The organism is Amaricoccus tamworthensis (genome assembly GCF_049800875.1).
Classification (GTDB): Bacteria; Pseudomonadota; Alphaproteobacteria; order Rhodobacterales; family Rhodobacteraceae; genus Amaricoccus; species Amaricoccus tamworthensis.
The window spans coordinates 870,353-892,225 of the sequence record NZ_JBNAFV010000001.1 but is presented as its reverse complement, the minus strand read 5'-3'; the positions used below and the strand labels follow the sequence as shown (position 1 = coordinate 892,225).

24 protein-coding genes are annotated in these 21,873 nt (G+C 58.9%); 16 read left to right on the top strand and 8 right to left on the bottom strand.

Going from position 1 to position 21,873, the window contains the following annotated elements; all coding sequences use genetic code 11:
• The first annotated feature begins 61 nt into the window (after nucleotides 1–61).
• From ACP15P_RS04255 to ACP15P_RS04245, 3 genes are read left to right on the top strand one after another with little or no spacing between them, the layout of a single operon-like run.
• Entirely contained in the window at nucleotides 62–1,282 is a 1,221-nt protein-coding gene (locus ACP15P_RS04255; protein ID WP_424927251.1) for an NAD-dependent epimerase/dehydratase family protein, read from the top strand.
• The gene (locus tag ACP15P_RS04250) at nucleotides 1,279–2,067 is read left to right on the top strand and encodes a glycosyltransferase (protein ID WP_424927250.1); all 789 of its coding nucleotides are present in this window, start codon (nucleotides 1,279–1,281) and stop codon (nucleotides 2,065–2,067) included. Before ACP15P_RS04255 ends, ACP15P_RS04250 begins: the two co-directional genes overlap by 4 nt.
• The gene (locus tag ACP15P_RS04245) at nucleotides 2,055–2,915 is read left to right on the top strand and encodes an NAD-dependent epimerase/dehydratase family protein (protein WP_424927249.1); all 861 of its coding nucleotides are present in this window, start codon (nucleotides 2,055–2,057) and stop codon (nucleotides 2,913–2,915) included. The genes ACP15P_RS04250 and ACP15P_RS04245 overlap by 13 nt, the downstream gene beginning before the upstream one ends.
• A gap of 27 nt (nucleotides 2,916–2,942) precedes the next feature.
• Here the strand turns inward: ACP15P_RS04245 and ACP15P_RS04240 are convergent, their stop codons facing one another.
• Entirely contained in the window at nucleotides 2,943–3,560 is a 618-nt protein-coding gene (locus ACP15P_RS04240; RefSeq protein WP_424927248.1) for a histidine phosphotransferase family protein, read from the bottom strand.
• A 30-nt stretch (nucleotides 3,561–3,590) separates the two neighbouring features.
• Between ACP15P_RS04240 and ACP15P_RS04235 the strand changes: the two genes are divergently transcribed.
• The 3 genes from ACP15P_RS04235 to ACP15P_RS04225 all read left to right on the top strand — a co-directional run bounded on the left by ACP15P_RS04235 (nucleotide 3,591) and on the right by ACP15P_RS04225 (nucleotide 5,524).
• Nucleotides 3,591–3,773 (top strand): DUF3553 domain-containing protein, encoded by a 183-nt coding sequence (locus ACP15P_RS04235; RefSeq protein WP_424927247.1) that lies wholly within the window; start codon nucleotides 3,591–3,593, stop codon nucleotides 3,771–3,773.
• A gap of 129 nt (nucleotides 3,774–3,902) precedes the next feature.
• Nucleotides 3,903–4,691: an L-ornithine N(alpha)-acyltransferase gene (gene olsB / locus ACP15P_RS04230; RefSeq protein ID WP_424927246.1), complete on the top strand. Its 789-nt coding sequence runs from the start codon at nucleotides 3,903–3,905 to the stop codon at nucleotides 4,689–4,691.
• Nucleotides 4,688–5,524 (top strand): lysophospholipid acyltransferase family protein, encoded by an 837-nt coding sequence (locus ACP15P_RS04225; protein WP_424927245.1) that lies wholly within the window; start codon nucleotides 4,688–4,690, stop codon nucleotides 5,522–5,524. Before olsB ends, ACP15P_RS04225 begins: the two co-directional genes overlap by 4 nt.
• A gap of 21 nt (nucleotides 5,525–5,545) precedes the next feature.
• Here the strand turns inward: ACP15P_RS04225 and ACP15P_RS04220 are convergent, their stop codons facing one another.
• A complete protein-coding gene (locus tag ACP15P_RS04220; RefSeq protein ID WP_424927244.1) occupies nucleotides 5,546–6,517 on the bottom strand; it encodes a 2-hydroxyacid dehydrogenase in 972 nt (323 codons plus the stop codon).
• 145 nt (nucleotides 6,518–6,662) lie between these two features.
• Here ACP15P_RS04220 and ACP15P_RS04215 point away from each other — a divergent pair, with 145 nt between their 5' ends.
• The 10 genes from ACP15P_RS04215 to ACP15P_RS04170 all read left to right on the top strand — a co-directional run bounded on the left by ACP15P_RS04215 (nucleotide 6,663) and on the right by ACP15P_RS04170 (nucleotide 16,842).
• The gene (locus ACP15P_RS04215) at nucleotides 6,663–7,307 is read left to right on the top strand and encodes a TetR/AcrR family transcriptional regulator (protein ID WP_424927243.1); all 645 of its coding nucleotides are present in this window, start codon (nucleotides 6,663–6,665) and stop codon (nucleotides 7,305–7,307) included.
• Nucleotides 7,308–7,359: 52 nt separating this feature from the next.
• On the top strand, nucleotides 7,360–8,370 hold the full coding sequence (locus tag ACP15P_RS04210) for an RluA family pseudouridine synthase (protein ID WP_424927242.1): 1,011 nt from the start codon (nucleotides 7,360–7,362) through the stop codon (nucleotides 8,368–8,370).
• A 2-nt stretch (nucleotides 8,371–8,372) separates the two neighbouring features.
• On the top strand, nucleotides 8,373–8,921 hold the full coding sequence (locus ACP15P_RS04205; protein WP_424927241.1) for a dihydrofolate reductase family protein: 549 nt from the start codon (nucleotides 8,373–8,375) through the stop codon (nucleotides 8,919–8,921).
• Nucleotides 8,922–8,999: 78 nt separating this feature from the next.
• A complete protein-coding gene (locus ACP15P_RS04200; protein WP_424927240.1) occupies nucleotides 9,000–9,302 on the top strand; it encodes a hypothetical protein in 303 nt (100 codons plus the stop codon).
• Between the two features lie 44 nt (nucleotides 9,303–9,346).
• Entirely contained in the window at nucleotides 9,347–10,306 is a 960-nt protein-coding gene (locus tag ACP15P_RS04195; protein WP_424927239.1) for an aldo/keto reductase, read from the top strand.
• 70 nt (nucleotides 10,307–10,376) lie between these two features.
• Entirely contained in the window at nucleotides 10,377–11,096 is a 720-nt protein-coding gene (locus ACP15P_RS04190; RefSeq protein ID WP_424927238.1) for a DUF1194 domain-containing protein, read from the top strand.
• Nucleotides 11,097–11,358: 262 nt separating this feature from the next.
• Complete coding sequence (rpoH, locus tag ACP15P_RS04185; RefSeq protein WP_424927237.1) at nucleotides 11,359–12,255, top strand: RNA polymerase sigma factor RpoH; 897 nt, start codon at nucleotides 11,359–11,361, stop codon at nucleotides 12,253–12,255.
• A 223-nt stretch (nucleotides 12,256–12,478) separates the two neighbouring features.
• Nucleotides 12,479–14,065, top strand: a complete 1,587-nt coding sequence (locus tag ACP15P_RS04180) for a M10 family metallopeptidase C-terminal domain-containing protein (protein ID WP_424927236.1) — start codon at nucleotides 12,479–12,481, stop codon at nucleotides 14,063–14,065.
• 85 nt (nucleotides 14,066–14,150) lie between these two features.
• Nucleotides 14,151–15,752 (top strand): M10 family metallopeptidase C-terminal domain-containing protein, encoded by a 1,602-nt coding sequence (locus tag ACP15P_RS04175; RefSeq protein WP_424927235.1) that lies wholly within the window; start codon nucleotides 14,151–14,153, stop codon nucleotides 15,750–15,752.
• Nucleotides 15,753–15,870: 118 nt separating this feature from the next.
• Entirely contained in the window at nucleotides 15,871–16,842 is a 972-nt protein-coding gene (locus ACP15P_RS04170) for a Gfo/Idh/MocA family protein (protein ID WP_424927234.1), read from the top strand.
• A 48-nt stretch (nucleotides 16,843–16,890) separates the two neighbouring features.
• On the opposite strand, the gene ACP15P_RS04165 is transcribed toward ACP15P_RS04170, so the two are convergent.
• The 6 genes from ACP15P_RS04165 to rpoD form a co-directional block, all read right to left on the bottom strand.
• A complete protein-coding gene (locus tag ACP15P_RS04165) occupies nucleotides 16,891–18,072 on the bottom strand; it encodes a PAS domain-containing protein (RefSeq protein ID WP_424927233.1) in 1,182 nt (393 codons plus the stop codon).
• Nucleotides 18,073–18,188: 116 nt separating this feature from the next.
• Nucleotides 18,189–18,749 carry a dihydrofolate reductase family protein gene (locus ACP15P_RS04160; protein WP_424927232.1) on the bottom strand — a complete coding sequence of 187 codons (561 nt, stop codon included), beginning with the start codon at nucleotides 18,747–18,749 and terminating at the stop codon, nucleotides 18,189–18,191.
• A 14-nt stretch (nucleotides 18,750–18,763) separates the two neighbouring features.
• Nucleotides 18,764–19,177, bottom strand: coding sequence for a secondary thiamine-phosphate synthase enzyme YjbQ (locus tag ACP15P_RS04155; protein WP_424927231.1), 414 nt, complete (start codon nucleotides 19,175–19,177; stop codon nucleotides 18,764–18,766).
• Nucleotides 19,178–19,244: 67 nt separating this feature from the next.
• Nucleotides 19,245–19,487, bottom strand: a complete 243-nt coding sequence (locus ACP15P_RS04150) for a hypothetical protein (protein WP_424927230.1) — start codon at nucleotides 19,485–19,487, stop codon at nucleotides 19,245–19,247.
• Nucleotides 19,488–19,491: 4 nt separating this feature from the next.
• Nucleotides 19,492–19,767, bottom strand: coding sequence for an HlyU family transcriptional regulator (locus ACP15P_RS04145; protein ID WP_424927229.1), 276 nt, complete (start codon nucleotides 19,765–19,767; stop codon nucleotides 19,492–19,494).
• 27 nt (nucleotides 19,768–19,794) lie between these two features.
• Entirely contained in the window at nucleotides 19,795–21,837 is a 2,043-nt protein-coding gene (gene rpoD / locus ACP15P_RS04140; RefSeq protein ID WP_424927228.1) for an RNA polymerase sigma factor RpoD, read from the bottom strand.
• Nucleotides 21,838–21,873: the final 36 nt, after the last annotated feature.

Here is a 21,873-nt window from a genome sequence, read left to right as displayed (position 1 = left end):
GCCTGTCATAACATTGTGACAAATTTTCACTATTTCCAGCCGGAAATGGAGAGGAACAGTCATGAAAATTGCGGTACTCGGCGGCGACGGTTTCGTGGGATGGCCAGCAGCCCTTCACCTGTCGGCTCAGGGACACGACATCCATATCATCGACAACCTTAGCCGGCGCTGGATTGATACCGAACTCGGTGTGCAGTCGCTGACACCGATGGACAGCATCCAGGAGCGCACCCGCATCTGGCTCTCTGAAACCGGACGCCGCATCCATTTTCACCTGATCGACATAGCCAAGGACTATGAAATTCTGAAATCCTGGATTGCGGAGGAGAAGCCCGAGGCAATAATTCATTTCGCCGAGCAGCGTGCCGCGCCCTATTCCATGAAAACGGACCGCCACAAGGTTTACACGGTCAACAACAACGTCAACGCAACACACAACGTGCTGAGCGCGCTTACCGAAACCGGTGTTGACGCTCACCTCGTCCATCTCGGCACGATGGGCGTATACGGTTACTCGACCGTCGGTGCCGCCATTCCGGAAGGCTATCTGCCCGTGCGGCTCGACCGCATGGATGGTGGTGAGACGGAGCAGGAAATTCTCTATCCCACCCGTCCGGGCTCGGTCTATCACATGACCAAATCGCTCGATCAGATCCTGTTTCAGTTCTACGCACAAAATGACGGGCGGCGGATCACCGATCTGCACCAGGGCATTGTCTGGGGCACGCACACGGACCAGACGCGCCGCCATGAGCAGCTCATCAACCGTTTTGACTATGACGGCGATTATGGCACGGTCCTGAACCGCTTCCTCATTCAGGCCGCGATTGGACACCCCCTGACGGTTCACGGCACCGGCGGGCAAACGCGCGCGTTTATTCACATTCAGGACAGCGTGCGCTGCGTGGAACTTGCCCTGCAGAACGCACCACAGAGAGGTGACCGGGTCCGCATCTACAACCAGATGACCGAAACCCACCGGGTACGCGATCTTGCCAACCTGATCGCGAAACTCACCGGAGCGGAAATCGCCTGGTTGCCCAACCCGCGCAAGGAGGCCGCCGAAAACGACCTTGTGGTGAAGAACGATCAGTTCCTCGCGCTCGGGCTTGATCCCATTCGCCTTCAGGACGGCCTGCTCGCCGAGATCATGGACGTGTCGCGCAAATATGCGCACCGCGTTGACCGGAGCCGCATTCCGTCGGTCTCTGCATGGACGCGCGACATTGAACCAACTATCGAACGTGACCCTGAGGGCAGGGCACTCAGATCAGTGTCGTGAGGAAAGCCTACGTCACGCTCGTCACCAATGACGGGTTCGCGACCGGCGCACGTGCGCTGGTAAATTCTCTTCGGCTGACGGGAACGGATGCGGATATTGTTGTCATGCACACCGACGGTGTTTCAACCGCGGTGCTGCCTGACGTCGTCCATGAACGTGTTGCGCTGCCGGAAACATCCGACGCATTCAACGCCCGCCATGCAAAACGTGAGGTCCACGCCAACGCGCCGTTCACCAAGGGGCGCAAACCGGAATTCCACACGCCTCTCGACAACTTTGCCAAGCTGCGGCTTTGGCAACTGCCCTATGACCGGGTCGTGTTCCTCGACGCTGACACACTGGTTCTGCGCAATATCGACAAGCTTTTTGACTACCCGGAGTTCTGCGCCGCTCCGAATGTCTATGAGAGCCTCGCCGACTTCCACCGCCTGAACTCGGGAGTTTTTACCGCGCGCCCGTCGCAGGCTACTTTCGACGCCATGATTGCCCGTCTCGACGCGCCGGACGCATACTGGCGGCGCACGGATCAGACGTTCCTTCAGGACTTTTTCCCCAATTGGCATGGCCTGCCGATTTACTACAACATGTTGCAATATGTGTGGTTCAACCTGCCTCAGCTGTGGGACTGGGCATCGGTGAAAGTGGTCCATTACCAGTATGAAAAACCCTGGGAGCGCTGCCATCCCCGCGCTGAACAACTCGGTCCGCTGATTGACCTCTGGTACGCCCATGCCGAAAGGGTTGCGCCCGATCCGAATTCACTGGCGAACCGATGCGTGCGCTGATTACCGGCGCTTCCGGTCTGGTGGGCTACCAGATCGCAAGAACCATGACAGCGCGGGGCTGGCGCATGGTTTATCTGGGCCGAAATCCGGTCGATGAGATTTCCTGGGAACTCGGTGAGGACCCCGACCTGCCACCAGCGGACGTACTGATCCATTGCGCCCTCGACCACGTGCCGGGTCTCTACCGGGGCGGGGAGGGCTCGGATCCGGCGGGCTTTCGCCGCCGCAATCTCATGGGGACACTGACACTGGCCCGTGCCGCTCAACGTGCCGGGGTGCCGCGTATCGCCTTCCTGTCCTCCCGCGCAATCTACGGCAGTCAACCACCGGGACAGCGACTAACCGAGGAGACAAGCCCAAATCCCGACACGCTCTATGGTGCCATGAAGCTGGAAACGGAGCACGCATTAAACCAGATGTCGACGCCGGATTTTACTGCGGTCTCCGTCCGGGCAACCGGCGTGTACGGTGAGCCACCATCAGGCCGGAATCACAAATGGCATTCGCTTTTCGAGGATTTCGTGGCGGGCCTCGCGATTAAGCCCAGATCAGGCACCGAGATCCATGGAATCGATCTCGCATATGCCGTAATGCGACTGGTGGACGCACCGCCCGGAGCCTACAACGTCTCCGATATCATCCTTGATCGCGCCGATCTGCTGTCCCGGTTCGCCGCACTCACCGGCATTGCGGGAAAGTTGCCCCCGCGGGCGGATGCGGAGGCGCTGAACGTGATGCTGACCGAAAAACTCCGCGCCCTGGGTTGGACGCCGGGCGGAATGTCCCGTTTTGACCAGACGCTTCCGCAACTGGTGCAAAGGCAATATGCGGTTCAGGAAAGCGCCTGAACCAACGCTCTTTACCGGCAGATGTGGCTAAACAGTCTGCGGCACCTTGCAGTCCAGCCGCGCGGTCGCCTCGGTTTCCCCGAAGTTGACATCCAAGTTCGAACCGGACCGCTCAAGCTCGCCTCTAAGTAGAGCAAACTGTACGCCGTCAGATTTCAGCCCATCCAGTTCGACACCGTCAAGCACGTGGTTCCAGAACTCCGCCGGCGGCGCAACTTTTCTCGCATTGATGGAAAACGCATAGCTTTCCGATCCGCCGGTCACAACAATTTGCCCTCCCATCGGCAGGCCTTTTTCAAGACAGAGCAGCGTAAGAAACAGCATCTGTCCGCAGCTGCGCGGGATATCCCGCTCCGCGATGTCCCAGGTCACGGTGATCCGGTTGTTGTAAATCCCGGACGTCACTTCGCGCATTTCATCTACCATCAACCGGCCTTCCGGGTCTGCCGGGCCGAATGCGATGCGGAAAAAGCGGATTTTCGACATGGCCGTACCGAGACTGTCCGATATCAGGTCGATTTCGGCTGATCCCGCGCCACCTGAGAGCTGCAAAAGTTCCAGGCCATTGCCGATAGCCCCTATAGGGCTTATCAAATCATGGCAGAGACGCGCACTGACCAGTGCACTCAGGTGTTGTGCGTTCATATATGAATCCCCTCGGGAGCGGTATCAACCTTGAATGAATTTCTGGAACCCGGAAACCTCGTGAGCCATCCGGACAGACCCGACTGGGGTCTTGGACAGGTGCAGTCCGTAATCAATGATCGCATTACGGTCAACTTCGAGCACGCGGGCAAGGTGGTCATCAATGGATCCCAGGTTCTGCTGGTTCCCGAATACGACGTTCCGGGAAGCTGACCGGAGTGTTCCCACACAGTTATTAATCGTATGTTAACCGTGTCCCCGGGCGGCCGTTTGTTGCCTGGCCCCGTTTCTGACGGTAGACAGGTCGCCGGACGATTGCCGTGAACGGGAAACGCAGCCCATATGCAGTTTGATGCAAGCCGCTACAAAGTGAAGATCGCTGACACGGAGGAGGAAATCCTCGGTGCCCAACGTCTCAGATACCGGGTGTTCGTCGAGGAAATGGGTGCGGGCGGCGAGGGATGCGACCATGTGCGGCGTCTTGAAACGGACCGCTTCGATCCGTGGTTTGATCATCTTATCCTGATGGACCGTGAAGCAAAGACGGATGATCCGCTCGACCGGGTGGCGGGTGTCTACCGGCTCATGCGCGACGATGCCGCCCGCGTGGGGCTCGGGTTTTACGGGGCGGGTGAATATGATCTCTCTCCCATCACAAACAGCGGCCGCAGGTCGGTCGAACTCGGCCGCTCCTGCGTGGCGCGCGAGCATCGGGGCGGCCCCGCGATGCATCTTTTGTGGAACGGGCTTGCGGCATATGTGCTGGAGCGTCAGATCGAAATCCTGTTTGGCGTTGCGAGCTTCCACGGGACCAACCCCGAACCCATCGCCGGCGCGCTGTCTTTCCTGCACCAGCGGTATCTCGCACCACCGGAGTTGCGGGTCCGGGCGGTGGACGAACACTTTCTCGACATGAGCATCCTGCCGCCTGAGGATTTCGATCCGATCGAGGCGCAGAAGCGAATCCCTCCGCTCATTAAGGCCTATCTCCGGTTGGGTGGTTTTGTGGGGGAGGGCGCCTTTGTCGATCACGCGTTCAATACCATCGACGTCTGCGTCATCATGGACACAAAGCGGATGACCGAACGGCATCTGAAATTTTATCAGCGGCAGCAGGGCCGCCCGGCGTGAGCATCAGCTGGAACGACGCGGAGCCTCCCGCGCTTCCGCCGATGACCGCGACCGAAAAAATGCGCGCCGTGCTGCGCGGCGGTCTCGCGCTTTTCTGGACACTGTCCCTTCTGATACTGTTTTTTCTCGCGCGGGCGGTCGATGTCTGCATCGCGTGGATCACCAAGACCAGCCATATTTCTTCCCGTGTCGTTCAGCTTTGGGCCGCTGGCGCCCTGCCGCTGATGGGGCTGAAATATCGGCAGCACGGTACGCCCCTGGCCGGCGGGGGCGCGTTTCTGGCCAATCACTCCAGCTGGATCGACATCGTCGTCCTGCAATGCGCCGCTGCCCCGTTTCTGGTTTCGAAATCCGAAGTCCGAAGCTGGCCGGGGATCGGTCTGATCGGCCGCGCCATTGGCACGATGTTCATCGAGCGCAATCCAGCCCGCATCCGTCAGCAGCAGGCAGAACTGGAACAGCGCCTGCGCAATGGCGACCGCATGGCCCTTTTTCCCGAAGGCACCAGCACCGACGGTCTGCGGGTTTTGCGGTTCAAATCCTCGCTGTTCTCGGTGTTCTTCTCAGCCGGAATGCCCGAGCACGTGCTCGCGCAGCCGGTCTGCATCAGGTACCGGACGTTAAACACGTCCCTGCCGGAGGAGTTCTATGGGTGGTGGGGGGACATGGATTTCGGCTCCCATCTCGCCCAGGTGCTTGGGCGGTCAGGTGGTGGCACAGTCGACGTGACGTTTCTGGAGCCGATGGATGTGGCCTCATTCGCCACCCGCAAGGACATGGCGCGGGAAGCTACTTCCCGCGTTATGAGCGCGTTCGAGGCCCGTTCCGCTTAGTACGGTCGCATCCGCGCCGTTTCAGTTCACGCGGTCGAGTGGCTCGCGGCCTTCGAAGAAGTCGACAAGGTTGTCCAGCACACGAAACCCCATGGCCTCCCTGGCCTCCCGGGTGGCGATTCCCAGATGCGGAAGCATCACGAGCCCGTCGCAGCCCAAAAGCTCGGGATTAATCTGCGGCTCACCGTCGAAGACATCAAGCGCCGCCCCGGCAATTTTGCCCGTCCGCAATGCCGCCACCAAAGCGTCCTCATCAATAACCTCGCCACGGGCGGTGTTGATCAGACAGGCATCCGGACGCATGAGATCCAGACGCGCCTCATTGATCAGATGCCGGTTGCTTCCACCGCCAGGGCAGTGCAGCGAGACAAAGTCACATTGCGGCAGCAGTTCCTCAACCGAAGCGACCTGGCGCGCGCCATACTTCTCGAGAACGTCCCCGGGCACCTGCGACCGGTTCTGAACCAGAATTTCCATATCAAACCCGAAATGCGCCCGCTTGGCCATCTGCTGACCGATCCGGCCGAAGCCGATAATGCCAAGGGTTTTGCCGGTTACCTTCCGCCCCACAAGATGCGTCGGCCGCCACCCCGTCCAGGCCCCGGCCCGGACCTCGCGTTCCCCCTCACCAGCCCGGCGGGCAATCATCAGCATAAGCGTCATGGCCAGGTCGGCGGTGCAACCGCTCAGCACATCCGGTGTGTTGGTCACGCAGATGCCAAGCTCGCTGGCGCGTTCCATGTTAATGTGACTGAACCCCACGCCGTAATTCGCCAGAATGCGTGTTTTTACCTCACCGGCCTCAAATGCGGCAGCACCCAGTTTGTCGGTCACGGTGGGCAAAACCGCATCATACTCCCTAAGTGCCTGGCGCAGTTCGTCCGGGGTCATTTCACGATCGTTGGTGTTAAGTACCGTGTCAAACCTGTCACTCAGAGCCGCCTCGACAGCCTCGGGCCAGCGGCGCGTCACCAAAATTTTGGGCTTCACCATTCGCAGTACTCCCTCAAACTCATTCGACACCCTGCCATTACGGCAGAGTTTTACAGCCCCGTCACCCCCTGTCCGCCAAAACGGATTGAAGCGCACCGTCGGCCGCCTTATCCTTTTGAGACATTGGAATTTGGGGGGATCGGGTGTGAGACCGGATGGTCAAAAGGCATTTACGCGTGCGACGCCCGAGCAGCGGCGTTCAGATCTGATAGACGCCACTCTGGAAATCATTGCTCGCTCCGGCACACAGGCGGCAACGGTGCGATCCATAGCGGCCGAAGCGAACGTGACACTTGGCCTCATCCGGCACCATTTTTCCTCCAAAGAAGACCTGATCGCGGCGGCCTTTGACCGGCACATGACGTCCATGACCGAACAGGCCATCGCCGCCGTGGCTCACGACACTACCGATCCCGTTGCCCGCCTGAGGGCATTTATTGAGGCGGCTCTCGCTCCACCTGTCACCTCGGCCCGGGCGGTTGCTCTGTGGGCGGCATTCATGCAGGCGGCGCAGCACAGCCCGCAGATGCGTGACGTTCACGGCCGAACCTACCGGGCCTATCGCGATTTCATGCAGGAACTCATTGGCGTGGCCCTAAAGGATGCGGGTCGCACGGTCGATGTGACCATGTTGCGCTCACACGCGATCGCCTGCAATGCCGTGATCGACGGTCTCTGGATTGAGGGCAGCACAATTCCGGACAGCTTTGAAAGCGGTGAACTGTCCAGGATTGCGCTCGTCTCCATTTCAAAGATACTTGACCTGCCCGCCCTCGAGCCTTCCGCTTGACAGTACCCCGGTCCGGGGCAACACCCGGTCACTCACTTATTCGGAGGCCCCCGTGTCGGAACAGCCGGACGTCATTCAGGTCAAAATAGGCGACAATCCGGCGCCCCGCCTGGACAAGGCACTGGCCGACGCCGTGCCGGACAATTCCGGTCTCAGCCGCTCCCGCCTTCAGGCCTTGATCGGCGAGGGAGCCGTGACGCGCGAGGACGGGACCACCCTGCTTGATGCCCGTACAAAAATAGAGCCCGGTGCGGTCCTGCTCATCAACATGCCAGCCGCGGTTCCCCTGGAGACAAAGGCTGAAAACATCCCGCTGGATGTGGTCTTCGAGGATGAGCACTTGATTGTCGTCAACAAGCCCGTGGGGATGGTTGTCCACCCTGCGGCGGGTGCTCTGACCGGTACGCTGGTCAATGCCCTGCTGTATCACTGCGGTGACAGCCTGTCCGGAATTGGCGGCACGGTTCGTCCCGGTATTGTTCATCGTATAGACCGGGAAACAAGTGGTCTGCTCGTGGTCGCCAAGTCGGACCTTGCTCATCACGGGCTGGCAAAACAGTTTGCGGCGCATGATCTGGAACGCCGCTATCTGGCGGTCGTCAAAGGAGCGCCGGAGAGGTCGGACCCGAGGCTGGCCGGTCTGAAAGGCGTGAGCTGGGAAAGCGGCGGCATCCTGCGGATCGAGGGCAATATCGGACGCCATCCCGGCGACCGCAAACGCATGGCGGTTTTGGCATCCCGTGGCAAACACGCGGTCACGCGTGCGCGTGTCCTGGAACGCTTCGGCGGTGACCGGCCCCTGGCGTCGCTGGTGGAGTGCCGCCTGGAAACAGGCCGGACGCACCAGATACGCGTGCACATGACCTTTGCCGGACATTCCCTGGTGGGCGACCGTGTCTATGGTCGCGTTGGGGGGCCGGACTTCATGCGGGATTTCCCGCGACAGGCGCTCCATGCGGAAACTTTAGGTTTCGTTCACCCGTTCACAGCTGTGAACTTGCGGTTTCAGGCTGACTTCCCGGACGACATGCGGGCCCTTATTGAGGACCTGAGGGCATTGTGACCATGACAGATCTTACAACGGGCCATGTTTTCATCGCCATGAGCCTCGATGGCTTCATTGCGCGTACGGACGGTTCCATTAACTGGCTGCTGCGACAGGACACCGGGGAGGAAGACCACGGGTTTGATGCCTTCATCTCGGGCATGGATGGCTTGGTGATGGGGAGCGGGACCTTCCGCTCAGTGCAGGAATTCGATCCGTGGCCCTACAAGGTGCCCGTAGTCGTAATGAGTGCCTCGATGACGGTGGACGACATTCCCGAACGGCTGCGGGGCGGTGTCGAAATCTCCGGCGAACGGCCGGAGGCCCTGATGGAACGCCTCAAATCCCGCGGGTGGAAGCGGGCCTATGTGGATGGCGGGCAGGTCATTCAGTCTTTTCTGCGGGCGGGGCTGATCGTCGACATGACGGTTACGGTGATCCCGATCCTGATTGGTGAGGGGCGGGGGCTTTTCGGTGCGGTGGATCGGGATATCGATCTGGAACTGACCGATGTGAAAAGCTTTCCGTCCGGTCTGGTTTCCAACACGTATCGTGTCATCACCGCCTGACGGCCAGGCCTTTTCCGCATTCGGGTTGACGCCGCAGCGCTGGGCGGCATTGTGTCGGCAACTCAGGGGAGGACTGACATGACAACCGCGACTTCACTCAATCTGGACGCCGACGCGCCTGATCCATCGCTTTCGCCGCCGGTACAGGCGCTTTGGTGGCTCAAAAAGGGTAATCTGGAAATGGGACCGGAATGGGAAAAGGCCCATTCGATTTGTCAGATGGGCGAGGGATCCAGGGATCACGACCGTGTCCATGCGTTGTCCCACTGGATTGAGGGCGACCTGGCCAATGCCAACTGGTGGTATCGCCGCACCGGTGAGGAGCGGGCTGCGGACATACCGGCGGAATGGGACCGGCTGTTGGCCGATATCGCCGGCTGACACCGGATTGGCGGTGAAGCAAACAAATTCGGGGGAACCTATCCGTGGAAAACACAGTTCTGGGTCGCACGGGAGTTAACGTCTCCCGGCTTTGCATGGGCACCATGTCATTCGGTCGGGAGGCCGATGAGGCGGGGGCGAAGGACCTGTATGCCGCATGCCGCGATGCGGGTATCAACTTCTTTGACTGCGCCAATGTCTACTCCGATGGCAGGGCGGAGGAGATCCTTGGTGGTTTGATGGCCCATGAGCGCGACGCGCTGGTCATCACCACCAAGGTCGGGTCTCCGTCTCCCGGCAATGAGGGCGGTCTCAACCGCCGGCATATTGCGCTTTCCGTCGAGAACAGCCTACGCCGGCTCGGGACCGACCGGGTCGATGTGCTGTTTGTTCACCGGTTTGACGAAGCCGTTGATATTGCGGAGACGCTGCACGGGCTCGACCTTCTCGTGAAATCGGGAAAGGTGCTTTATCTCGGCGTTTCGAACTGGGCGGCGTGGCAGATCGCGACCGCGCTGGGCATTTCGGCCCGTGAGGGCCTGGTACGGTTCGATGCAATACAGCCCATGTACAACCTGGTGAAACGGCAGGCCGAGGTGGAAATTCTTCCGTTGGCTTTGGCTGAAAATATGGCCGTAACGCCCTACAGCCCCGTGGGTGGTGGTCTGTTGAGTGGCAAGTACCGCAAGGGCCAGCCGGACGGTCGCATCAGCACCGACAACATGTACGCCAAACGCTACGGGCCGGACTGGATGAGGGACGTGGCCGGTGAATTTGCGGAGTTCGCTGAGGAAAATGGATGGCATCCGGTCAGTCTGGCGGTTGCCTGGGTTGCCTCGCACCCGGCAATCACAGCGCCGCTTATCGGTGCCCGGAACGTGGAGCAGTTGAAACCCTCGCTCAATGCGCTTGATGTGCCCATGACCGCGGAGTTGCGCGCGAAGGTGTCGGCCCTTTCTCCGACACCGGCACCAGCGACGGACAGGCTTGAGGAGACGCTGTAACCGCTGATGAGCGCGCCGCTCACGGCATTTTCAAAACGAGATGGCGTCAAACCGGATTAGGTTTGGCGCCATGCCGATTTTTAAAACGCTGATTGCATTATTCTTCGCAGGTGCCGTTTTCGCGCAGGACCGTGAGGAGGTGGGTCTTGAACTTGTTCTTCTGGCGGACGCATCCGGTTCTATAGATTCCGAGGAACTGGCTTTTCAGCGCCAGGGGTATGCCGCCGCAATGCAGGACCCGCTGGTGCTGTCAGCGATTACCGGGTCGCTTTATGGCAATATCGCGGTGACATATGTGGAGTGGGCAACCAATACCGCTGTGGTTGTGGACTGGATGGTGATTGACGGGCCGGAAAGCGCGAAAGCCTTTGCCGATGCGGCTGCCGCACCACCCCGCCAGGCTTTCGGTCGCAATGCAATAGGGTCGGCTTTGCTGGAGGGCAAGCACCTGATCGAGGGTAACGGGATCTTCGCGCCACGGGCTGTCATTGATTTCTCCGGCGACAGCATCGGGAATTCCTACGGCCCGCCGATCGCCGAGGCGCGGGAAGAGGTGCTGGCGGCGGGTATCACCATCAATGCGTTGCCGATTCTGCGGCCTGAGGACGGTCGCCGGGCGGGCGCCAATCTGGAACGTGAATACGCGACGCGGATCATTGGTGGACCCGCCGCGTTCATGGTCACGGCGGAGGGGCGCGACACGTTCGCGCAGGCGGTGCGACGCAAACTCGTGCTGGAAATATCCGGCACCGTACCGGACGGGTACACCGTGGCGTCCTGCTGTCGGTAGACGCTTACATCTAGCGGGAACCAAATGGCCGTCAGGCGGGTTTCTGGTACACATGGAGCGGATTTCAACCACCTTCACGTTTGATTGAACGGGATTTCGCTTCCAAAAACGAAGCAGTATCAGTGCCTTGTATTTTTTTCGACGGATTATCCCGATCCCGCCGTTTAAATATATGTAACAGGCACTATAATATTAATCAGACACGAGAGGAGTCCACTCGAGGGCAGGAAAGACCCGGATGGATTTCCAAGGAGGTAAGACAGTGAGCTATACAAATTTACCGGCACCTTCTCCCGAGCATGGGCTTTCCCGCTACATGCAGGAAATCCGTAAGTTCCCGATGCTGGAACCCGAGGAGGAATACATGCTGGCCAAGGCCTGGGTCGATCACCAGGACAGCAACGCCGCACATCAGCTGGTGACCAGCCACCTGCGCCTCGCTGCAAAGATCGCCATGGGCTACCGGGGTTACGGTCTCCCGACCTCCGAGGTGGTATCGGAGGCAAATGTTGGCCTGATGCAGGCGGTCAAACGCTTCGATCCGGAAAAGGGTTTCCGGCTCTCGACCTATGCCATGTGGTGGATCCGTGCCAGCATTCAGGAATACATCCTGCGCTCGTGGAGCCTCGTGAAGCTCGGTACGACCGCCGCGCAGAAGAAACTGTTCTTCAACCTGCGCAAGGCCAAAAGCCGGATTGGTGCTCTTGAGGATGGTGAGCTTCGTCCCGAAAACGTGGCAAAAATCGCCAGCGACCTGAATGTGACCGAGTCCGAGGTGATCTCCATGAACCGGCGCATGTCCGGCGGGGATGCAAGCCTGAACGCGCAGATCAACACCGACGGTGAGGGTGCTGCCGAGTGGCAGGACTGGCTCGAGGATGAGGATGCCAACCAGGCAGAGGCCTATGCCGAACAGGATGAATACAAGAGCCGCCAGGAACTCCTGATGGAAGCGATCGGCACGCTGAATGAGCGTGAGCAGAGCATTTTGACCGAGCGCCGCCTCAAGGAGGAGCCGGTTACGCTTGAGGACCTGTCGCGGATTTACAACGTAAGTCGGGAGCGTATTCGCCAGATTGAGGTTCGTGCTTTCGAGAAGCTTCAGAAAAAGATGCGCGAACTCGCCAGCGAGCGCGGGCTGAGCCCGAGTATGAACTGAGCCGGTACCCGGCCGAGTTCCCAAAAATAAACGAAGGGCGCGAAACATCCGCGCCCTTTTTGCTGTTTTGGCCCCAAAAACCTGCGGTTCCGCAACCTGTCATTAACCATGACGAATCCCAAAACACCCTGAATTCACGCCGGATTAATCCTCCTGTGAGCAGATCCAGGGCTCCGGCGACAGCCCCGTTCGCCGGTTGTCACGGAGAACAGGGAACGCGTAAATGGCCTATGGAGCATCCGGAATTAAATCCGTTGCGGACACCGGCGACAGTTCCATTGACGGCATCCTGGATGTGTACCGCTGGTCGTCGTCGACGCTGACCTACGGAGCGCCCGTTACATCTTCAGACTATGGTTTCAGCTACAGCGCTGACCTTGATGGCGACGGGACGCCTACGAACCAAGACGGCTTCTCCTCGTTGGATTCGAACCAGTTCAAGGCGCTGAAAAAAATACTCGACAGCGACTATTCCGGGTCCAACGCGGCACATGCAGGCTTTTCGGTCGAAGGTTTCACCAAACTCGAATTTGATCTTGAGGCCAACAACCCGGCGAACGCAGTGATCAAGGTCGGGAACACGGGTGAAACTGCCGGTGCTTTTGGCTATCTGCCCGGAACCACGGCCATGAGCGGCGATGTCTGGCTCGGTGGTGTGGGGGACAAGCCCAAGGACGGCAATTACGACATGATGGGGCTGAGGCACGAGATAGGCCATGCGCTGGGCCTGACCCATCCCCATGAGGACAATGGCTACGGTGCCGTTCCTGGAAAACATGACACGCGCGAATATACGGTCATGTCTTACAGCTCCTATGTGGGTCAGGGGCCGGCGGACAACACGCTGGTTGACGGCTGGTCCGAGCCGCAAAGCTACATGATGCTGGATATCGCGGCCCTGCAGCACATGTATGGCGCCAATTACAGCACAAATGCCGGCAACACGGTTTACAAATGGACGCCGTCGACCGGGAAGACAAAGGTCGATGGTGAGGTTGCGATAAACCCGGGCGATAATCGGATCTACGCCACAATCTGGGATGGGGATGGTAAGGACACCTTTGACCTGTCAGCATACGACACCCGCCTGAAGGTCGATCTTCGGCCCGGCCGGTATTCGGTCTTTTCAGAAGATCAACTCGCGCAAATCGGTGGGGACAAGAACGACGGTCTGGCCCGCGGAAACATTTTTAATGCCATGCTCCACGATGGGGATGAGAGGTCGCTGATCGAAAATGCAATCGGTGGCGACAATAACGACAAACTCTATGGCAACCAGGCCAGAAACAAACTGGAAGCTGGCAAAGGCAATGACCGCCTCAAGGGCTACGACCAAAAAGACAAGCTCCATGGGGGCTCCGGGAAGGATACTCTGGACGGTGGTAACGGCGATGACCGACTTTATGGCGATGGCGGTCGCGACGTCCTGATCGGTGGTAAGGGCGCCGATGTCCTGCGTGGAGGTTCAGGCAATGACATTTTCAGGTTCAAGAGCGCCAGTCATTCCAGCAAATCGAAATCAGACGTGATCCGTGCGGACGGCTCAACTGATGCGTTTGAAGGGGTCGGTAAAGCGGATGGTGATCTGATCGATCTGTCCTCAATCGACGCGAATACCGGCAGGAACGGCGACCAGGCGTTCAGCTTCGGTACGTCTAAGGGACGCGGCGATCTGTGGCTGCGAAACGTCGACGGCGACACGGTCGTTTATGGCAATACGGACAGGGACGATCAGCCCGAGTTCCGGCTCTATCTGGATGACGGACGTGTGAAGGCTTCGGACTACACCGCGGACGATTTCATACTCTAGCGCCGTAGCGGCCAATCCCAAAAACGGGTATCCTCCCGCCACCGTTTCACCGCATTTCGAAACGGAGGTTGTGAGGAGAGAGTAATTGGGTGCCGTCAGTAAGTCTTCCGTTCGACCAGTATCTTCAAGCCGTGATGACCGCATAGATGGAATTCTGCCCGCCTGGCGCTGGTCGAGCGACGAGTTGACCTACAGCGCGCCGACATCTTCGGATGACTACGCTGACGATTTTTTCTCCGATTGGGACGAAAATGACATCAGTGCCGAATTTCAGGACTTCTCGCCGCTATCAAATCGACAGCTCTTCTACTACAAATCCATCCTCGACAGTGACTTCGATGGCGCGGACGCCTATGCGGAAGCCTTTTCGGTGGAGAGCTTCACTGAACTCGAGTTCGAATTCAGCAATGCGGCCAATCCGAACGACGATATCGCTGCCGCCAACAGCGGCGACTATAGCGGGGCTTACGCCTATCTGCCGGGAACGACGAGCGAGGCGGGGAGGGTGTTCTTCGGCACTATCGGTGTGGAGCCGGAAGAGGGCAACGATGATCACCTGACAATGCTCCATGAAATCGGGCACGCGCTGGGCCTCCTTCATGGTCATGAGGAGTCCGAGTTCGGTGCGGTCCCCAACAAATACGACAGCAATGAATACACCGTCATGACCTACAGGAGCTATGTCGGCGAGGATCTCGGTGACGGCACGAGGGTGTCGCCGGAATTCTGGGGCAGGCCGCAAACTTACATGATGCTGGATATTGCTGCACTTCAGCATCTCTACGGCGCGAATTACGACACCAACTCCGGCGACACGGTCTATTCGTGGAAACCAGAGAGCGGAAAGACCAAAATCGACGGTGAGACCGCTATCGATCCCGGTGCCAACCGGATCTACGCCACGATCTGGGACGGTGGCGGGACCGATACCTACGACCTTTCGCGATATGAGCGGGGTGTTGATATCGATTTGCGTCCGGGAAAGCATTCGGTCTTCAGCAACAAACAGCTCGCCGACATTGGCGGCGATTTTGCGCAGCAGAGCGCCCGCGGCAACATCTTCAATGCTCTGAAATATGATGATGACCGCCGGTCGCTGATCGAAAACGCGCTGGGCGGGGAGGGGAACGACCGGATTGTCGGCAACGGCGCCAGGAACCGTCTTGAAGGCGGTAAGGGCCGGGATGAGCTGATTGGACGTAGCGGTTCGGACAGGCTTCTGGGCGGCAAAGGCAGCGACACGCTCACAGGCGATAACGGCCGGGACCGGCTCTATGGTGGAAACGCCCATGACGAAATCACGGGCGGCGCGGGTGCCGACATAATCAAGGGCGGGAAGGGAGATGATACGTTCGTCTTCCTGGACGTAAGCGATTCCACACCGGACGATTTCGACATTCTTCGGCCGGGAGGTTCGGTGGCGGCGTTTGAGAAAGCTGGCAGAGCTGATGGTGATGTGATCGATGTGTCGGAGATTGATGCCAACAACATCTCCGGCGGTGACCAGTCATTCTCCTTCAACCAGGGCACCGGGCGTGGTGATCTTTGGCTTGAGGATGACAGCAACACAACGAACACCCTGGTGTTTGGAAACATCGACGGCGACGCGCGCGCGGAGTTTTATTTCGTGATCCGTGACGGATCGGTGGAGGCCTCAGACTATCACCGGTCGGATTTCATTCTGTAGCTTGGGCGGGTACTGGTGCGGCCCCTCCGCAGTACTGAAAACGTATAAATAATCCGGTGAACCCCTTTGCCTTCCCCGGGCACCGGTTATACCCTCCGCCGCGACAGGGGAGGTATACATGTCTGAAAAAAACATGCGCTGGGGAATCCTGAGCGCCGCAAAAATCGCCCGCGAATGGGTATGTCCCGCCATCCACATGAGCGACCGCGGACACGTTGCCGCCGTTGCCAGCCGCGACGTGGACAGGGCCGCTGCAATGGCTGCGCCTTACGGGGCACGTGCAATCGAGGGCTATGACGCCCTTCTGGCTGATGATGACATTGATGCCATCTACATTCCGCTGCCCAACGGGGCGCATGTGGAATGGACTAAAAAATGTCTCGAAGCCGGAAAACACGTGCTGTGTGAGAAACCCATCGCCCTCAGTGCGGATGAGATCGACGGCCTGATTGCCGCACGCGATGCCAGCGGTAAATTTGCGGCCGAGGCATTCATGGTGACCCACCACCCGCAATGGGTACGCGCCCGGGAACTTGTCCAGTCGGGAGCGATCGGCAAACTCAATCACGTCCAGGCGGCCTTCAGCTTCTTTAATGATGACCCGGACAATATCCGCAACATGCCGGGGCAGGGCGGCGGTGCGCTGCGTGACATCGGGGTTTATCCCAGTGTGGTGACGCGGTTTGTGACCGGTGAGGAGCCTGACCGGATCGACGCCGAGATCGACTGGGACATGGGCATCGACGCGACCGCCCGGGTGAAGGCCGCATTTCCGGGCTTCAACATGGATTTCTATGTCTCAATGCGCATGGCGCCGCGCCAAAGCGTGACCTTCCACGGTGACAGGGGCTGGCTGACCGTTCATGCCCCGTTCAATGCCGGCGCCTATGGCGATGAGGTGCTTGAGCTGCGGGATGCGGATGGCGTCATCACGCTTGAGCGTTTCCCCCGCGCGGATCAGTACCGGTTCCAGATGGAAGCGTTCCACGCCACGGTATTCGATGGAGCCGACTACGCCTGTACCCTCGAATTCTCGAAGGGCAACCAGCGGATGATCGACATGATCTACGCGGCCGCTGGCACGGAGTAAAACTTCGGGCTTCGGCCTGTTGCGTTCAGCGCGACCGGCCGGCCCGCCTTAAGCCCGCAGGCTGTTTTTGATGTTGCGGTTGATCGTTGCAAGTCGCCCGCGGATGGCCAACAGGCTGTCATCCGCCGTGTTCTGGAACCCCTGAAGATCGTTGATGATCGAGGCGACGCTGTTGCCGCCGGTCTGGTTGATCTTCGCGTTTTCGATGGCACACATCACGCGCGTCGTGGACAGTCCACTGAGTTCGCGTTTGATGAGTTCCGTCTGCGTCATGAATTTCCGAAGGCGCGCGACGACTTCACGTAGATTGGAAAGGGATTTCTCCTCAAAAACCTTTTGCTGGTCCGCAATGATCTCCAGCTCCTGATCGTCGACGCCACCTTCCTCGCGCAGTGCTTCTTCGGTCTCGTGTAAAAGCCTGGTGACCCCCGACAGGAACAGGCTGTTGTAAATCGATCCTGTCACATGGTCGCCCGCAGCGGCAAACTCGCCCAGACCTTCGTTAATCTGATTGGCGATTTCGGCGAAGTTGGACGAGATGACGCTGAGGGCCACGCCCTTTTCCCGAAGCTGGGACGCCTGCACCCGCATGTTGGACGGCGTTGGCCCGAAGGTCTGGTAAACCTCGAAAACCCTGTCGCACTCCTGTCCCACGCCGCGCCAGTTGTCGACGACATCCAGCAGGTTCGTCACATTTCGGTCCGGTTGGATGTCCCGTGTCGTGTCCCGGGTGGCGAGTTCGGCTGCCAGCATCCTTGCCATAAAGGCTTCATAGTCCGGGAAGCCCATTTCTTTCAGGTTTTCCAGCAGAACTTCGGCGCTCTCTGCCGGTTCCATTTGGGAGGAGGCTTCCATTTCGCGGATTTTGGCGTAAAGCGGCTCGACAGTTCTGATCATCGCGGGAGACGGGGTGATCCGCATGGAGATAAAACCGTCGCGCAGCGGAGCCACGACTGCAAAAACCCAGTAATACCCGCCACTCTTCGTTTTGTTTTTGACGAAAGCGCCTATGGGCTTGTCCTGAAGCAGGTTGTGCCAAAGCAGCCAGAACACTCCGCGGGGCATGTCCTGGTGCCTAACGATCTTATGGGGGGCGTTGACAAGTTCCTCTGTCGTAAACCCGGCAATCCGCTGGAAAGTTGCATTTGCAAACTGGATGACACCGCGTCTGTCCGTCCGCGATACGAGCAGTTCCCCGCAATCCCAGGACGTGTCCGTTGCTGGTGCCATAAATCCCGTTCTTCCCGAAAATTGATCAAATGATCTCTCCGGCGTAGGGCTATCCCGTTTCGAAACCCTTAAAGCGCGTCTACCTGCTTTCTACCGCGGCATGCCAGGTGGGAAATTCAGGCCGATGTTCGTTTCGGCACCAGCCGGAACGTCATCAGCCTTGTTCCGGCCTCGTTCAGCGTCCGGTCGGATACCCGAACGAAACCACGTTTGAGAATTTCTTCCTCTGGCCCGTAGCGCGACTGTCCGGTGAACACTGGCAGGCCCTCACCAAACCGCACGGGCTCTATGGTCAGAAAAATCTTGCTGATGGCGTTGTGGTGCAAAAACCAGTCATGCACTGCCGTACCACCCAGGATTAGCCCAAACCGCAGGGGGTGATGGCCGTTGACCAGTTGCGGAAGATCAGAGGGGGTCAGTCCCTCCGGGTTGACCCAGATCTGGTTTGGCCGCCGCCACGTACCCTCGCCAGAAGACGAAAAGATGATCCTGCGCCTTTCGGGCCGGTCCACGGCCTCATGTGTGCCACGCCCCATGATTGACCAGTCCGCCGCGCTGACCCGGGAATGGAACAGCTGCTGCTCCTCAAAACTCGCCCAGTCTCCAGGCGTATGTCCCGGTTCGCGCGCGATGAAGCCATCTTCGGTACAGACAACGGCGAGTGTGAATTCCGGCATTGAGGTCATGCTATCTATTGGGAAGACGAAAACTGCATGGCGATCTCGCGACGGTGCGGCCTCGAACGGTGTTCCATCACGTAAATTCCCTGCCACGTTCCGAGTGCCAATTTGCCCCGGTCCACCGGTAAGCTCAAAGAGGTGGGCAGAAGTGCCGCCTTGATATGTGCCGGCATGTCGTCGGGCCCCTCATAGGTATGCGTCAGGTAGGCCATGGAGGGGTGGTTCGCGTCGGGAACCAGTCGATCAAAGAAATTCTTCAGGTCCGACTGAACCTCCGGGTCCGCGTTCTCTTGGATCACAAGCGATGCCGAGGTGTGGCGGATGAACAGCGTCAGCAGGCCGCTCCCGTTTTGGAGGTGCCGCTGAACCTTGCCGGTGATCTCATAAAGGCCGGGGCCGGCCGTTTCCTGCGTAATGATTTGCAATGTCAACTCGATGCTGAGCCACGATGGGACCAGTTGGTAAACAAAACCATCGGTTAATCAACGAAAATCAGGCTGGAAACTTTTCGAGGAATGCCAGCATCGCCTGTGATGGTCTCGGCCAACTGTACACGCCGCGTTCCTGCCAACTGACGGTGTTTAGCGCATTTATGTTTTTTTCGACCCATTCCACCAGCGTATCATGGGGCAGGATATATTCCTGCTCGTCGTATGTGATGTGAAGAACGACACCCTCCCCAACAAACTTCTTGTGGATGATGGGGCGATTGGATTTTCGTGTATGCCCGGTCATGGCGTCAGCTGAAAATGCCGACACCCTGCTGATCGATCAGCATTTTAGCCTTCGCCGTCGACATTTCGACGGCGGTATCGGCTGAGTCGAAAGTATCTGCACGGATCATCATGTGGGTTTTGGTATCCCCATCTATGTCTTTCTCGATCCGCGCGGACATGCGGTAGCTGCCCCCTTCCTTCGCCGGTTCGGCGTAAATCCGGAAATCCTTGTAGATTTCCGGTTCCGTCTCCTGGGCTTTGGGGCCGGAACCGCCGAACAGTCGTGAGAAAAGGGACATCAGTTCAGATCCTTGCAGTGGCCGTTTTTACTGGTCGAGGAAGGACCGAAGTTTGCGGGAGCGGCTGGGATGCTTCAGCTTGCGCAGCGCTTTCGCCTCAATCTGGCGGATACGCTCACGCGTAACGCTGAACTGCTGACCCACTTCCTCAAGCGTGTGGTCGGTATTCATTCCGATACCGAACCGCATTCGCAGAACACGCTCCTCACGGGCCGTCAGCGAAGCCAGAACCCGCGTCGTCGTTTCCTTCAGGTTCAGCTGAATAGCGCTGTCCAGAGGCAGAATCGCGTTTTTGTCCTCGATGAAGTCGCCAAGCTGGCTGTCCTCCTCGTCGCCAATTGGCGTCTCGAGGGAGATCGGTTCCTTGGCAATTTTCATTACCTTGCGAACCTTCTCAAGCGGCATCTGCAGCTTTTCAGCCAGTTCCTCCGGCGTCGGCTCGCGGCCGATTTCGTGAAGCATCTGACGCCCGGTGCGGACCAGCTTGTTGATCGTCTCGATCATGTGGACCGGGATACGGATCGTGCGGGCCTGGTCCGCGATGGACCGGGTGATCGCCTGCCGGATCCACCAGGTTGCGTAGGTCGAGAACTTGTAACCGCGACGGTATTCAAATTTATCCACGGCTTTCATCAGGCCGATGTTGCCTTCCTGAATCAGGTCGAGGAACTGCAGCCCGCGGTTGGTGTATTTCTTCGCAATCGAGATCACGAGGCGCAGGTTGGCCTCAACCATTTCCTTTTTGGCGAGACGGGCTTCCTTCTCACCCTTCTGGACCTGGTTCACGATGCGGCGGAATTCCGAGATGTCGAGGCCGACGAACTGACCGATTTCGGCCATTTCGTACCGTATATCCTCAGCCTTGTCGCGCAGTTCACCGGTCAGGCGGTCCCAGCCACGTGTTTTCAGTTCGCCAACCCGGTCGAGCCAGCCGGGCTCAAGCTCCGCACCGCGGTATTCCTTGATGAATTCCTGGCGGTTAATGCGGGCCTGATCCGACAGTTTGACCATGGCGCTGTCGAGCGACATGATCTTGCGGTTGATGCCGTAAAGCTGGTCGATCAGGGCGTCGATACGGTTGTTGTGCAGGTGCATGGAATTCACCAGCTCAACAATTTCCCCGCGCAGCCGCTGATATTCCCGCTCCTGGTTGAGAGAAAAGCTCTCGTCATGGTTCAGCGTGGCGGAAATACGGTCATCCTGCATTTCAGCCAGACGCACGTAATCTGCCGCAATCCGGTCGAGCGTTTCGAGAACCTGCGGTTTCAGCGCCTCTTCCATCGCGGCAAGCGACAGATTGCCCTGATCGTCGTCATCCTCATCGTCGTCGGATTCGCCACCTTCACCGGCGTCCTCGCCGCCTTCGGACTTGGCTTCCGGTTTTTCCGGGGCCGGGGCTCCGTTCATTTTCTGAGCGGGAGCCGCGCTGGCGTCGAGGCCGTTGACGGCGCCAAGAACGCTTTCGTCCGCGCCTTCCTCGTCGTCCGTGTCCATCTGGCCGGTGAACGTGGTTTCGAGGTCGATCACATCGCGCAGCATAATCGCTTCGTCGAGAAGCTCGTCGCGCCAGATCGTGATGGCCTGGAAGGTGAGGGGGCTCTCGCAGAGCCCGGCGATCATGGTGTTGCGACCGGCCTCGATCCGCTTGGCGATCGAAATCTCGCCCTCACGGGACAGAAGCTCAACCGACCCCATTTCGCGGAGGTACATGCGAACGGGGTCATCCGTCCGATCAAGGTTCTCGTTCGACGTCGACGATACGGTCAGCTCACGCGACCCACCGGTGTCGGCCTCGGTGCTCTGATCGTCCGGCTTGTCCTCGTCCTCGGCATCGTCGTTTTCGATGACGTTGATGCCCATCTCCGAGAGCATCGCCATGATGTCTTCGATCTGTTCGGAAGAGACCTGTTCGGGAGGAAGAACCTCGTTCAGTTCGTCATAGGTAATGTAGCCGCGGGACTTTGCCTGGGCGATCATCTTCTTGACGGCACCCTGACTCATGTCCAGCGCGGCGCTCGGGCTGTCCTGTGCTACGTCGGCTTTTTTGTCGACGTCGTCTTTGTCGGCCATGATCGACTCCGTAATGTCCCAATACGAATCACGAAT